Here is a 12,588-nt window from a genome sequence, read left to right as displayed (position 1 = left end):
CTATTGTCTTGAATCTCCGTAATGTGCGTCGCATGCTGAACAGGCTGGTGACGCCAGTACTGCTGTCTGCGCTGGCCTCCTCGAGTGCATTTGCGCAGGAAGCGTTCGAGGATCGGGTCGCCAACTGGAAGGAAGGTGATGTCGTCATGCCGGCTGCGCCTGCCGAGGCCAGCCTGCAGGAGTTCTTCGTCAGTGCGTCGTCGCCGAATCGCTTCATGTTCGACCGCGACACACTCACCGTCGGGGCCGATCAGATCGTGCGCTATGTGCTGGTGATTCGCACGCCGGGTGGTGCCGAAAACGTCACGTTCGAGGGTATCCGCTGCAACACCAACGAGCGCCGGATCTATGCCAGTGCCAGCAAGAATGGCGAGTGGGTGCCGGTCAAGGGGAGCGAATGGGCTCCGATCCTCGACAACACCTACAACCGTCCGCGTGCTGCGCTGGCCTACGAACTGTTCTGCGACGGGCCCGCTCCCCCGCGCAGTGTCGATGAAGTGCTGCGCCGCCTGAAATCCGGCTACGGGACGGTGGCGAGTCCGATGCAGGGAGGCAGGTAATGCTCGATCAGGCCATCATTCATTTCGACAAGGCGCTGCGAACGGTCTTCGCGCCGGCAATGACCGTCAGGCCGGTGCCGGGCAATGATCTGCCCGATGCGCCGCTTGACGAAGACGAGAAGCGTCATGCCGCCGCGCTGATGCGTGTCAATCACTGTGGCGAGATCTGCGCGCAGGCCCTCTACCAGGGGCAGGCACTGATGTCCAAGGACGAATCGATCAGGAAGGCGCTTGAGCAGGCCTCCCAGGAAGAGACTGAGCACCTCGCCTGGACCGAACAGCGCATCGCCGAACTCGGCGGGCGCAAGAGTCTGCTCAACCCCCTTTGGTATGGCAGCTCGCTTGCTGTCGGCATGCTGGCGGGGCGCTTTGGCGATCGCTGGAATCTCGGCTTCCTGGCGGAGACCGAGCGCCAGGTCGAGTCTCACCTCCACGGACACCTGGAGCGCCTTCCCGCCGAAGATCGCAAGTCACGCGCGATTGTCGAGCAGATGAAGGCGGATGAAATCAGTCACGCCAACACGGCAGTCCGGCTTGGGGCCAATGAGCTCCCGGCGCCCGTCAAGGGGCTGATGAGGCTGTTCTCGCGGGTGATGACCGAAACGGTCTACCGCGTTTGAGAGGAGGGCGCCTGGCGCCCTCCGTGCGTCGAATCATTCTGCTTCGACGATCGTCCATTCGTGCGTGATCTCGGCGGTCTTGCCGAGCATGATCGATGCCGAGCAGTACTTTTCTGCCGAAAGGTGGATTGCGCGCTCGACGCTTTCGGGCTTCAGGTTCTTGCCGGTCACCGTGTAATGAAAGCGGATGCGGGTAAAGACCTTGGGGTCGGTATCGGCACGATCGGCTTCCAGCCGGACAGCGCAGTCGCGAATGTCCTGACGGCCGCGCTTGAGAATCAGCACGACGTCAAAGGCGGTACATCCGCCTGCGCCGGCGAGCATCAATTCCATCGGGCGTGGTGCAAGATTACGTCCCCCTGCGTCCGGTGCGCCGTCCATGTTGATCAGGTGGCCGCTGCCGGTTTCGGCTCTGAAGCTCATGCCATCGACCCATTTGATGGTGCATTCCATTGTTGAAGCTCTCCTTGGGAGGTTGAAGGTTGGGCGGGGATGCAAAGTTTGCAGGATTCTACCGAAGAGCAGGGGTGGCGCTGTATAGCTTGATGTGCATGTATTGTGCGGTGCACAATGACGGTGGTTTGATATTTACTTGAATGGAATAAACGGAGCCTCCGGGGCGCTCATTTGTGTGAAAAATCTGTTTGAAAACATATGCTAGAGTCCGCATAGAGTAAATTTATAAATCAATCAAAACATTTGTAGTGCGGCGCACAAATAATGCTTGCCCGCGTGTAGGTCTTTCTGGATAATTCGCCTCAGTCGGATCGGAAACGTGTTGCGAACAGCAGCCAGCGATCCAAATCAGTGTCTCCTCCACCCTCCTCCTTTGGTGTGGATTTAACGCAGTCCCCCAGGGGCTGCGTTTTTTTTTCTACGCTCGGTCCTGGATGTTGTGCCGGATTTCTTTCGCGTGTTCTCATTGACATGAGGTACGGGAAGGGTCTATGATTTCGAGCTTTCCGTTTGGTGGCCGGCACGCCAGGCCTGACAAGATCGAGGTTTCAAATGAAAACGTTTTCTGCCAAGCCGCACGAAGTACAGCGCGACTGGTTCGTTGTCGACGGCACGGACAAGGTGCTTGGCCGTCTTGCTTCCGAAGTGGCCCGCCGCCTGCGTGGCAAGCACAAGTCCATTTACACGCCGCACATCGATACCGGTGACTTCATTGTCGTCGTGAACGTCGAGAAGCTGCGCGTGACCGGCAACAAGGCGCTGGACAAGAAGTATTATCGCCACTCCGGCTACCCGGGCGGTATCTACGAGACCAACTTCACCAAGCTGCAGCAGCGCTTCCCCGAGCGCGTGCTGGAAAAAGCCGTGAAAGGCATGCTGCCGAAGGGTCCGCTGGGTTATGCCATGCTGAAGAAGCTGAAGTGCTATGCCGGTGCCGAGCACCCGCATGCCGCCCAGCAGCCGAAAGTTCTCGAGATCTGAAGGAGCCATAAATGGCTGTGACTTACAACTACGGTACCGGTCGCCGCAAGACCGCGGTCGCCCGTGTATTCATCAAGCCGGGCTCCGGCAACATCGTCGTCAATGGCAAGCCCGTTGATGAGTTCTTTTCCCGTGAAACCGGCCGCATGATCGTGCGTCAGCCGCTGGTGCTTACCGGCAACGAAGATCGCTTTGACATCATGGTCAACGTGGTTGGCGGTGGTGAGTCCGGTCAGGCAGGTGCCGTGCGTCACGGCATCACCCGTGCGCTGATCGATTACAGTGCCGACCTGAAGCCGGATCTGCGTACCGCAGGCCTGGTGACTCGCGATGCACGTGAAGTCGAGCGTAAGAAAGTCGGCCTGCGTAAAGCACGTCGCGCCAAGCAGTTCTCGAAGCGCTAATCGCGTTTTGTGCTGCACGAGAAGCCGTCCCCTGGGGCGGCTTTTTGCATTTCCGGGCTTTCCGGACGGAGAGTTGTCAGGGCTGCGCGCATCGACTCGGAGTTGGCTGGCGGTCCGGTATGCGCAAAGCGGACGTGCTTGTGCTAGTGTCGGTGATCGACAGCCCCGTGAAGCGGCTGTGGTCGGGAATTTGGCGCACATGCATCATGTCTGCAATGCCCGCTCCTGACACGGTTTGCGTCGGCCCATCTGGGAACTTGTACGGTCGGAGATGATCCGACTTTGACGTGGGAGGGCGGATGGCGCATCATCGCCCCCTGCCCTTGACAGAGGAGAGAACATGAACGCTGAAGTTGAAACCCCGGACATCCTGGTATTTACCGATAACGCAGCCGGCAAGGTGCGCGAGCTGATCGAAGAAGAGGGCAACCCTTCGCTCAAGCTTCGCGTGTTTGTGAGCGGTGGTGGTTGCTCCGGCTTCCAGTACGGTTTCACTTTCGATGAGGAAGTGAATGAGGATGACACGACGTTCGAGAAGAATGGCGTGATGCTGCTGGTTGACCCGATGAGTTACCAGTACCTTGTCGGTGCTGAAATCGATTACACGGAAGGCCTCGAAGGGTCGCAGTTTGTCATTCGTAACCCGAATGCAACCAGCACCTGCGGTTGTGGGTCTTCGTTCTCGGCCTGATTGATCTGGTCGGGATGAAAAAAAATGGGGCGCCTTGGCGCCCCATTTTTTTTACTGCGTGCCGGCTTTCAGCGGCTTGCGACCGTTGCCTTGTAGTTGAGCAGTGCGATGCGCTGCAGCAGAGGCTCGGCATTGCGCTTGAAGCGAGCGAGTTCTTTTCCTTCCAGTGCGTCCGCGGCCGGGAGGGCGATCTTCATGGGGTCGTGTGCGACATTGTCCACGCGCACTTCGTAGTGCAGGTGGGGGCCGGTCGCCCATCCGGTGGAGCCGACGAAGCCGATGACGTCACCCTGGTCGACTGCCATTCCCGGCTTCAGGTTGCGGCTGAAATTGTTGAGGTGGGCGTAGGCAGTGGTGAGCTTGCCGCGGTGGCGGAGAATCACGATGTTGCCGTAGCCACCCTGCTTGCCGGCAAAGGCGACGACGCCGTCAGATGTGGCCTTGACCGGGGTGCCTCGCGGTGCGCCGAAATCGACGCCCTTGTGCGCGCGCCAGCTCTTGTGAATCGGATGCAGGCGGCGGCCGAAGCCCGAGGTGACGCGGGAGAACTCAAGGGGCGAGCGCAGGAAGCCCTGCCGCAGGCTGTGCCCGTCACCCGAGTAGTACTGTTCCTTGCCGTTCGCGGTGTCATGCAGCACCACGACGTGGCGCTTGCCCTGATTGATGAACTCGGCCGCAAGCACGCGGCCCGAACGGATGCTCGAGCCTTCGTCGTAGATGGTTTCGTACACCACGCTGAAGCTGTCGCCCTTGCGCAGATCGGTATGGAAGTCGATCTCGGTGCCGAACAGGTCCACCAGCTTGCTGGCGACGCTGTCCGGAAGTCCGGCTTCATCGGTAGCACCGAAAAGCGAGTGGCGAATGGTGCCGGTACGCATTTCGACAATCGTCTCGACCGCAGTGCTTTCCTCGCTGCGGACCTCGAAGTTCTGGCCCGCCTGATCGCGTTCGATGGTGTAGCGGCCGCCGCTCAGCGGCAGGCTGATGGACAGCACCTTGCCATCGGGCGTGACCATGGCGGTCATCGAGCGGCCTGCGCGCAGCTGACGGAGTGCCTGTGAGCCTGCCTCGTCGTTCAGGATGAAGGAGAGCGCTTCGCTGTCGTCGATGCCAAGGCGTCGGAAGATTGCGGGAAGCGTGTCGCCTGGCTGAATTCTGTCGTCGTGAACGTAGGGCAGCGTGTGTGCGGCAGCGACGCTGACCGGCGCGATCGCAATGTCCTCGACCACAGTGCTGGCGATGAATGGCGCAGCGGGGGAGGTTTGCGGGACGACTGCGGTGGCTGCCACGACGCCGAGGAGCGAGACGCCAGCGACGCCTGCGATGAGCCACGGACGCTTACGGCTGAGGAGCTTGGACGGCAGTTCGGCTAGAATCGTGGTTTTTCTGACCTGCATGATTTGACCCGGGCAAAAACTTTTTCGAGTTTAACAAAGATTTGCAGCAGGCCGGTGAACGAATGACTGGAGATACATGATGAGTGATGTGCAGGCCGCGATCGAGCTGATCAAGCGGGGAGTCGACGAGTTGCTGATTGAAAGCGAACTCGTTGAAAAGCTCAAAAGCGGACGGCCTTTGCGGGTCAAGGCAGGTTTCGATCCGACCGCGCCTGACTTGCACCTTGGGCATACGGTGCTGATCAACAAGCTGAGGCACTTTCAGGAGCTCGGGCATCAAGTCATGTTCCTGATTGGTGACTTCACAGGGATGATCGGTGACCCCAGCGGCAAGAACAGCACGCGGCCGCCGCTGTCGCGGGAACAGATCCTGGAGAATGCCAAGACCTATCAGGAGCAGGTCTTCAAGATTCTGGATCCCGAACGGACCGAGATCTGCTTTAACTCTGCATGGATGGAAGGTCTCGGCTCGGCCGGGATGATTCGCCTCGCTGCGCAGCAGACGGTTGCGCGCATGCTTGAGCGAGAAGACTTTTCCAAGCGCTACGCGAACAATCAGCCGATTGCGATTCACGAATTCCTGTATCCCTTGTGTCAGGGTTACGACTCCGTGGCCATGAAGGCCGATGTGGAGCTTGGCGGTACGGACCAGCGCTTCAACCTGCTGATGGGGCGTGAGTTGCAGAAGGGTCACGGGCAGTCGCCGCAGTGCGTCGTGATGATGCCGCTGCTCGAGGGCCTGGACGGTGTGAACAAGATGTCGAAGTCGCTCGGCAACTACATCGGCATTGCCGAGGCGCCGAAGGAAATCTTCGGCAAGACGATGTCGGTGTCGGACACCTTGATGTGGCGTTACTTCGATCTGTTGTCCTTCCGTTCCACTGCCGATATCGCAGGCCTTCGGCGTTCGATCGACGAGGGTCGGAATCCGCGCGACGTGAAAGTGATGCTGGCGCAGGAGCTGGTCGCCCGCTTCCATGGTCAGCAGGCCGCCGAAGATGCGCTGAGCGACTTCGAGGCACGCTTCCAGCGCAATGCGATTCCCGACGATCTTCCGGAGGTCAGGGTGGTCGTGGGAGAGGGCCTGCCGGTGTTCCAGGTGGTCAAGCAGGCGGGCCTGACCGGAACGACGTCCGAGGCAATGCGGATGATCGATCAGGGGGCGGTGCGGCTCAACGGGGAACGCGTCGCCGACAAGGGACTGGTGCTGCTCGCGGGCGAAACCGTGGTGCTGCAGGTCGGCAAGCGCAAGTTTGCTGCCGTCGTGCTCGAATGAAGGATCCGGGTCGGGCAGGCATGCATGCCCTGGCGGGGGCCGCATGAGGGCGGATGCAACGCGGCCCATCGGCGTGTTCGACTCCGGCGTGGGTGGGCTGACCGTGGTGCGGGCGCTGATGGAGCGCCTGCCACTGGAGAGCATCGTCTATTTCGGCGATACCGCCCGGGTACCCTACGGGGTCAAGTCGGTGGCGACGATCGAGCACTTCACCGGACAGATCACCGACTTTCTGCTGCAGCAGGATGTGAAGATGCTGATCGTCGCGTGCAACACGATGGCCGCCGTAGCGGCACACGTGGTGGCCGAGCGTGCCGGCGGCATTCCGGTCATCAACGTCATCGAGGCCGGGGCGCAGGCCGCGGTCGCAGCCTCGCCCGCCGGCAGGATCGGCGTGATCGGTACGCCGACGACGATCAACAGCAACGCCTACGCGGTGCGGATGCACGCGCTCGACTCCGGGGTGCGGGTGTATTCGCAAGCCTGTCCGCTGTTCGTGCCGCTGGTGGAGGAGGGCTGGCTGGAGCACCCGGTCACGCGCATGACGGCGCAGGAGTATCTGCGTCCGGTGCTGGCGGAAGAGGTGGACAGCCTCGTCCTCGGCTGCACGCACTACCCCCTGCTCAAGCCTTTGCTGCGCGATGTGGTCGGGGAGGGGGTGCGTCTGATCGATTCCGCGGTCACGACGGCCGAGCTCGCGGCCCGCTGCCTGCATGCCGAAGGGCTGGCTCATGTGGGCAGGCGCCCGGCCAGCTACCGCTACGTGGTGACCGATGTTCCCTTGCGCTTTCAGACCATCGGCGAACGCTTTCTCGGGCGTTCGCTCGGGCTGGTGGAGCGTATTGACTGGTAGGCGGGCTCAGGCCGGCCCGGTTGCGACTGGCCGTTTCGGATCGGCGCACCATTCGCTCCACGAGCCGGCGTAAAGGCGCGAGCCGGACAGGCCCGCGGCTTCCATGGCGAGCAGATTGTGGCAGCCGGTGACGCCGGAGCCGCACTGATGAACGACTTCGGAAGGGTCGCGGCCGTCGAGCAGCGCTTCGAACTCCGCTCTCAGCGTCTGCGAATCCCTGAAGCAGCCCCGGGTGTCGAGGTTGTCGCCGAAGAAACGGTTGACCGCTCCTGGGATATGTCCGCCGACAGGATCGCGGGTTTCGTTTTCGCCACGGAAGCGGTCCGGACTGCGCGCGTCGATCAGCAGCATGTCTGGCTGGCCGAGATGCGCCAGAACCGTGTCGACGTCGACGCGGCAGGGCTGCAGGCACAGGGAGTAGGATGGTGTCGGGTGCGCTTCCGGAATTGCAGCGCTCAACGCCTGGGATTCGCTGCACCACGCCTGCAGGCCACCGTCGAGCACGGCAACACGGTGGTGTCCAAGCCAGCGCAGCATCCACCACAGGCGTGCGGCATACATGCCGCCAGCGTCGTCGTAAGCCACGACCTGGGTATGGTTGCCTACGCCGCAGGCCTCGAGGCGGGCGGCAAGGGCTGCGGGATCGGGCAGGGGGTGGCGTCCGTTGGTGCCCGTCTTGGGGCCGCTGAGATCTTCATCGAGATCCATGAAGAAAGCCCCCGGAATATGGCCGCTTGCATAGGCGTCGCGGCCGAAATCCGGGTTGGCAAGGTCGGACCGGCAGTCGAAGATGACCCAGTCCGGGTCGTGAATGCGTTCGGCCAGGTCTCGTGCGCCGATCAGTGCCGAATAGGAGGCACTCACGGGGTGGCCTCAGCCGCAACGCCGAGCCAGGCGCGGGCGTCCTCGTCCGAACTGAAGACCTGTACTTCGGCATCGACGAAGAGCTGGGAAATCCATGCGCTCCAGGTCACCCACTGGTCGTCGGTGAGAATCGCGATGCGGCGGAAGTCGTGCGCATGCTCGCGCGAGAACTTGATCTCTTCCCAGGCCAGGTCAAGCGTGAAGCCCGCCATCTCCCGCAGGTCGAACAGCAAATCCACTGTTCCGACAAACTGGATCTTGTAGTTCACCAGTTCCTCGAACTCGCGATAGTCGGCCAGGGTAAATTCGCCGAATACGGTCACTGCTACCAGATTGCCCTTGTGGTCGGTGCTGATCATGACGGCCTCCGTGCTGTTGTGCTTGTGTGCCTACTATAGCCCTCGCCGCTGTCGGGCTCAATCGTCGGCCCTGCGCCGCGATGCGAAGGAAACCATGAGACCGCTGACGATGATCAGTGCGATCGCGAGCCAGGCCGAAGGGGGATGCGTCTCGTCCCAGATCGCCATGCCGAAAAGGCTCGCGAAAATGACCGTGCTGTAGCTGAGCGCGGCCGAGACGACCGTCTTGCCGAAGCGGTAGGAGCGCGTCATCGCCAGTTGGGCGAGTCCGCCAAACAGGCCGATGCCGAGCAGAATGGCGAGCCCGCCCGCATCGGGTCGATGCAGTTCGCCGGTCAGGGCCCAGACCCCGCCGAGCACCGTGGTCACGCAGGAAAACCAGAATACCGTGCGGATCTCGGGCTCGCCGGCCTTGCCCAGCTCACGCACGCTGATGTAAGCCAGACTGGAAATCATCCCCGCGCCCAGGCCCGTAATCGCGCCAAGCCACTGACCCGGCTGCAGGGTGGGGCGCAGCAGCAGGACGACGCCCGCGAAGCCTGCCAGCAGCGCGACCGCGACCGCAAACCGGAGTCGTTCGCCGAAAAGCAGGATCAGCAGGATGGCGACGAACATCGGCGACGTGTAGCTCAGGGTGGCCGCGGTTGCCAGCGGCAGGACGCCGATGGTGAAGAAGTAGCACATCAGCGCGAGCGAGCCCGACAGGCTGCGTGACAGCTGCATGCGCCAGTGCGGGGTGCTGAGCGCGATGTGGGTCATGCGCGAGGCAATGGTCATCATCACGATGTTCAGCGCCCCACGGTAGAAAACCAGCTCTCCGGTGGAGAACTGATCGGCACCCAGCTTTACGCAAACGCCCATGCAGGCGAAGAGAAAGCTGGCGATGATCATCCAGATGGCGGGCATGGCCTTGATGCTGCGTTGCAATGTATGAGGGGCGCATTGAACCACACCTGCGCGTGCCGACGGGCGCGGATTGCGCCGGGCGCTGGTCAGTTTGTCCCTGAGGGGCTACGCTTTGTCTGAATTCTGCCCGGGAGTCGCCAATGGCACATGTTCTTGCCCTGGATCAGGGAACGACCAGTTCGCGCGCGATGGTCTTCGATGCGGAGGGACGGGTGTGCGGTCATGCCCAGCTGGAGTTTGCTCAGCATTTTCCGCAACCGGGCTGGGTTGAGCATGACGCGCACGAGATCCTGCAATCCCAGTTTGACTGCGCACGAGCTGCGCTCGAGAACGCGAAACTGACGGCGAGCGAGATTGCCGCGATCGGGATCGCGAATCAGCGCGAGACCACGGTGCTGTGGTCGCGCAGCGACGGGCGGGCGGTCGCGCCTGCGATCGTATGGCAGGACAGGCGCACGGCCGATCGCTGCGAGACCTTGCGCGCACGCGGCTGGAGCGAGGATGTTCGCGCCCGCACCGGGCTTGAGCTTGACCCCTATTTTTCAGCGACCAAACTGGCCTGGCTCCTGGATCACGTGCCGGGTGCCCGCGAACGGGCCGAGCGCGGTGAACTCGCGTTCGGAACCATCGACAGCTGGCTGATCTGGCATCTCACCGGTGGAAGACTGCATCTGACGGATCCGGGCAACGCGGCACGCACCCTGTTGTTCGACATCCATTCCCGGACCTGGGACGAAGGCCTGCTTGAAGGCTTCGGGATTCCGGCGTCGGTGTTGCCGCGTGTCGTGGACAGTATCGGTGTGTGCGGCGAGACCGACCCCGATGTGTTCGGCGCTTCGATCCCGATTGCCGGAATCGGCGGCGACCAGCAGGCCGCGACCTTCGGGCAGTGCTGCTTTGCCCCGGGCATGGCCAAGAACACCTATGGCACGGGCTGTTTCCTGCTGATGAACACGGGCACCGAGGCAGTGGTTTCCACCCATCGCCTGCTGACCACGATTGGCTGGTCGGGCGACGGGCCGCCGATCTATGCGCTCGAGGGCAGTGTGTTCATGGGCGGCGCCATCGTGCAATGGCTGCGCGACTCACTTGGCCTGATCAAGGACTCGGCGGACATCGAAACCCTGGCCGGCAGTGTGCCGGACAGCGGTGGCGTCGTCATGATTCCTGGGTTTACCGGTCTTGGCGCGCCTTACTGGGATCCGAACGCCCGTGGCACCTTGCTCGGGCTCACGCGCGGAACGGGGGCCGCGCACGTGGCGCGCGCCGCGCTGGAGGCGATCGCGATGCAGACTCTGGATCTGGTTGAAGCGATGCAGCTCGACGGTGCAAGCCCGCTGTGCGAACTGCGGGTCGATGGTGGCGCGGCCGCCAACGACTTGCTGATGCAGATGCAGGCCGACCTCCTGGGGGTGCCGGTCGTGCGTCCGAAAATGCTCGAGACCACGACGCTGGGCGCGGCCTATCTCGCCGGACTCGGTGTGGGCGTCTGGCCTGACACCGATGCGCTTAGCCGGCAGTGGCAGGTCGACAGGGTGTTCGAGCCAGGTCTTGCCGAGGATCGGCGGCTTGCACGACGTACCGCATGGGCGCACGGCATTGCATGCGTCCGCAGTTGGGGGCATTCATGACGGCGTCGGCGAAGAGCGGTCTGGCCGAACGGGCGCGGCAGGCCTTGCTGGTCCGGCTGTCGGAGCCCAGAGTATGGGACGTGGTCGTGATTGGCGGCGGGGCAACCGGGCTGGGCTGCGCAGTCGACGCTGCCGCGCGCGGATATTCGGTGCTGGTCGTGGATGCAGAGGATTTTGCCAAGGGTACGAGCTCGCGTGCGACCAAGCTGATTCACGGCGGCGTGCGCTATCTCGCGCAGGGCAACCTGCCGCTGGTGCGGGAAGCATTGGCCGAACGCGCCCGTCTGCTCGAGAACGCCCCCCATCTGGTCCATCCTCTGCGCTTTGTCGTGCCTGCATACCGGCTGCACGACAAACCGATGCTCGCGGCCGGGCTCGGCCTGTACGACCTGCTGGCCGGCCGCCGCGGCATTGCCCGCAGCAAGGTGCTGAACGTCGACGACACGCTTGCCGCGCTGGTCACTGTAAAGCGTGATGGTTTGCGCGGCGGAATCGCCTACTGGGACGCCCAGTTCGACGATGCGCGGCTGGCCCTGACCCTGGCGCGCACCGTAGGCGATTTCGGCGGTCTGGCAGTGAATTACTGTGCCGCGACGGGGCTTGCAATCGAAGGCGGGAAGGTCTGCGGGGTGGATCTGCGCGATGTGGAGAGCGGGCAGGCATATCGCGTTGGCGCCAGGGTGGTGATCAATGCGTCCGGGGTGTGGGCCGACAGCGTGCGCCGCCTGGCGCGGGCTGACGCCCATGACATGCTCAGCCCCAGTCAGGGTGTGCATCTGGTCGTGGATCGCGCGTTCCTGCCCGGTGAGGACGCGCTGCTGGTGCCGCATACCGACGATGGCCGCGTGCTGTTCATGATTCCCTGGCAGGGGAAGGTGCTGCTGGGCACCACCGACTCGCCGCGCAGCGATCTGCCTCTCGAGCCACGGCCCCTGCCGGGCGAGATCGACTTCATCCTGGAGACCGCAGCACGCTATCTTGAACGCCCTCCATCCCGTGCGGATGTACGCGCGGTCTTCGTCGGCCTGAGGCCCCTCATCGGAGGGGGCCGTGACTCCCCCACGCGACAGTTGTCACGTGAGCATCTTGTGGACGTCTCGGCCGAGGGACTGGTCAGCGTCACCGGTGGAAAATGGACGACTTATCGAGTGATGGCCGAGGATGCAATCGATGCCGCACAGCCGGTTGGCGGGCTGCCGCAGCGTTCTTCGGCGACTGCCCGTCTGCGTTTGCATGGTGCGCCGGAGAAGAGTGATGGCGATGTCTATGGGCTCGATCGCAAGGACGTGCTGCGCCTGCCCGGCGCGGACAACATCCTTGCAGAAGGGCTGACGCTGACCGAAGCCGAGGTCCGATATGCTGCACGCGCCGAATTCGCGCGCACGGTTGAAGATGTCCTTGCCCGTCGCCATCGGGCGCTGTTCTTCGATGCTGAAGCGGCGGTTCGCGCCGCACCTGCGGTTGCAGCGATTCTGGCCGAAGAGCTTGGAAGGGCGCCGGACTGGGCCGCGGCAGAAGTCGATCGCTTCAGGGCGCTGGCTGCGCAGTATCAGGTCGGCCCGTGACGCGCCAACCGATGTGCGCACGGCG

The 12,588-nt window shown here is 62.8% G+C and carries 14 protein-coding genes; 9 read left to right on the top strand and 5 right to left on the bottom strand.

The features are described from left to right. Nucleotides 1-8 precede the first annotated feature (8 nt). Both CEW83_RS10000 and coq7 read left to right on the top strand, forming a co-directional pair. Nucleotides 9-560, top strand: coding sequence for a CNP1-like family protein (locus CEW83_RS10000; RefSeq protein ID WP_234419050.1), 552 nt, complete (start codon nt 9-11; stop codon nt 558-560). Beyond that, on the top strand, nt 560-1,180 hold the full coding sequence (coq7, locus tag CEW83_RS09995) for a 2-polyprenyl-3-methyl-6-methoxy-1,4-benzoquinone monooxygenase (RefSeq protein WP_108949207.1): 621 nt from the start codon (nt 560-562) through the stop codon (nt 1,178-1,180). The genes CEW83_RS10000 and coq7 overlap by 1 nt, the downstream gene beginning before the upstream one ends. A gap of 33 nt (nt 1,181-1,213) precedes the next feature. Here the strand turns inward: coq7 and CEW83_RS09990 are convergent, their stop codons facing one another. Next, complete coding sequence (locus CEW83_RS09990; protein ID WP_108949206.1) at nt 1,214-1,633, bottom strand: OsmC family protein; 420 nt, start codon at nt 1,631-1,633, stop codon at nt 1,214-1,216. Between the two features lie 555 nt (nt 1,634-2,188). Here CEW83_RS09990 and rplM point away from each other — a divergent pair. The 3 genes from rplM to erpA all read left to right on the top strand — a co-directional run bounded on the left by rplM (nt 2,189) and on the right by erpA (nt 3,712). Further along, nucleotides 2,189-2,617 carry a 50S ribosomal protein L13 gene (gene rplM / locus CEW83_RS09985; protein ID WP_108949205.1) on the top strand — a complete coding sequence of 143 codons (429 nt, stop codon included), beginning with the start codon at nt 2,189-2,191 and terminating at the stop codon, nt 2,615-2,617. 11 nt (nt 2,618-2,628) lie between these two features. Then, nucleotides 2,629-3,021: a 30S ribosomal protein S9 gene (gene rpsI / locus CEW83_RS09980; RefSeq protein WP_108949204.1), complete on the top strand. Its 393-nt coding sequence runs from the start codon at nt 2,629-2,631 to the stop codon at nt 3,019-3,021. 340 nt (nt 3,022-3,361) lie between these two features. Next, nucleotides 3,362-3,712 carry an iron-sulfur cluster insertion protein ErpA gene (erpA, locus tag CEW83_RS09975; protein ID WP_108949203.1) on the top strand — a complete coding sequence of 117 codons (351 nt, stop codon included), beginning with the start codon at nt 3,362-3,364 and terminating at the stop codon, nt 3,710-3,712. Between the two features lie 68 nt (nt 3,713-3,780). On the opposite strand, the gene CEW83_RS09970 is transcribed toward erpA, so the two are convergent. Then, nucleotides 3,781-5,109: a M23 family metallopeptidase gene (locus CEW83_RS09970; RefSeq protein ID WP_108949202.1), complete on the bottom strand. Its 1,329-nt coding sequence runs from the start codon at nt 5,107-5,109 to the stop codon at nt 3,781-3,783. A gap of 79 nt (nt 5,110-5,188) precedes the next feature. Here CEW83_RS09970 and tyrS point away from each other — a divergent pair, with 79 nt between their 5' ends. Both tyrS and murI read left to right on the top strand, forming a co-directional pair. Beyond that, on the top strand, nt 5,189-6,385 hold the full coding sequence (gene tyrS / locus CEW83_RS09965; protein ID WP_108951326.1) for a tyrosine--tRNA ligase: 1,197 nt from the start codon (nt 5,189-5,191) through the stop codon (nt 6,383-6,385). Between the two features lie 43 nt (nt 6,386-6,428). After that, nucleotides 6,429-7,238, top strand: coding sequence for a glutamate racemase (gene murI / locus CEW83_RS09960; protein WP_108949201.1), 810 nt, complete (start codon nt 6,429-6,431; stop codon nt 7,236-7,238). A gap of 6 nt (nt 7,239-7,244) precedes the next feature. On the opposite strand, the gene CEW83_RS09955 is transcribed toward murI, so the two are convergent. The 3 genes from CEW83_RS09955 to CEW83_RS09945 are packed head-to-tail and all read right to left on the bottom strand — an operon-like array spanning nt 7,245 to nt 9,367. Further along, a complete protein-coding gene (locus CEW83_RS09955; protein ID WP_108949200.1) occupies nt 7,245-8,102 on the bottom strand; it encodes a sulfurtransferase in 858 nt (285 codons plus the stop codon). Continuing rightward, nucleotides 8,099-8,461: an STAS/SEC14 domain-containing protein gene (locus tag CEW83_RS09950; RefSeq protein ID WP_108949199.1), complete on the bottom strand. Its 363-nt coding sequence runs from the start codon at nt 8,459-8,461 to the stop codon at nt 8,099-8,101. The genes CEW83_RS09955 and CEW83_RS09950 overlap by 4 nt, the downstream gene beginning before the upstream one ends. Before the next feature lie 57 nt (nt 8,462-8,518). Beyond that, a complete protein-coding gene (locus CEW83_RS09945) occupies nt 8,519-9,367 on the bottom strand; it encodes a DMT family transporter (RefSeq protein WP_108951325.1) in 849 nt (282 codons plus the stop codon). A gap of 140 nt (nt 9,368-9,507) precedes the next feature. Between CEW83_RS09945 and glpK the strand changes: the two genes are divergently transcribed. Both glpK and CEW83_RS09935 read left to right on the top strand, forming a co-directional pair. Continuing rightward, complete coding sequence (glpK, locus tag CEW83_RS09940) at nt 9,508-10,998, top strand: glycerol kinase GlpK (protein WP_108949198.1); 1,491 nt, start codon at nt 9,508-9,510, stop codon at nt 10,996-10,998. Then, nucleotides 10,995-12,563, top strand: coding sequence for a glycerol-3-phosphate dehydrogenase/oxidase (locus tag CEW83_RS09935; protein ID WP_108949197.1), 1,569 nt, complete (start codon nt 10,995-10,997; stop codon nt 12,561-12,563). The genes glpK and CEW83_RS09935 overlap by 4 nt, the downstream gene beginning before the upstream one ends. The last annotated feature ends 25 nt before the right edge of the window (nt 12,564-12,588 follow it).

Source organism: Parazoarcus communis, assembly GCF_003111645.1.
GTDB classification, from domain to species: Bacteria; Pseudomonadota; Gammaproteobacteria; order Burkholderiales; family Rhodocyclaceae; genus Parazoarcus; species Parazoarcus communis_A.
Note: the sequence above shows the minus strand (reverse complement) of the source record. Positions and strands in the feature narration are given on the sequence as shown.

Coding starts and splice junctions, on each gene's coding strand:
- rpsI (WP_108949204.1), top strand. CDS start 2,629: ATGGCTGTGACTTACAACTACGGTACCGGTCGCCGCAAGACCGCGGTC.
- glpK (WP_108949198.1), top strand. CDS start 9,508: ATGGCACATGTTCTTGCCCTGGATCAGGGAACGACCAGTTCGCGCGCG.
- CEW83_RS09945 (WP_108951325.1), bottom strand. CDS start 9,367: ATGCCCGCCATCTGGATGATCATCGCCAGCTTTCTCTTCGCCTGCATG.
- erpA (WP_108949203.1), top strand. CDS start 3,362: ATGAACGCTGAAGTTGAAACCCCGGACATCCTGGTATTTACCGATAAC.
- CEW83_RS09950 (WP_108949199.1), bottom strand. CDS start 8,461: ATGATCAGCACCGACCACAAGGGCAATCTGGTAGCAGTGACCGTATTC.
- tyrS (WP_108951326.1), top strand. CDS start 5,189: ATGAGTGATGTGCAGGCCGCGATCGAGCTGATCAAGCGGGGAGTCGAC.
- rplM (WP_108949205.1), top strand. CDS start 2,189: ATGAAAACGTTTTCTGCCAAGCCGCACGAAGTACAGCGCGACTGGTTC.
- CEW83_RS09935 (WP_108949197.1), top strand. CDS start 10,995: ATGACGGCGTCGGCGAAGAGCGGTCTGGCCGAACGGGCGCGGCAGGCC.
- CEW83_RS09990 (WP_108949206.1), bottom strand. CDS start 1,633: ATGGAATGCACCATCAAATGGGTCGATGGCATGAGCTTCAGAGCCGAA.
- CEW83_RS09970 (WP_108949202.1), bottom strand. CDS start 5,109: ATGCAGGTCAGAAAAACCACGATTCTAGCCGAACTGCCGTCCAAGCTC.
- murI (WP_108949201.1), top strand. CDS start 6,429: ATGAGGGCGGATGCAACGCGGCCCATCGGCGTGTTCGACTCCGGCGTG.
- coq7 (WP_108949207.1), top strand. CDS start 560: ATGCTCGATCAGGCCATCATTCATTTCGACAAGGCGCTGCGAACGGTC.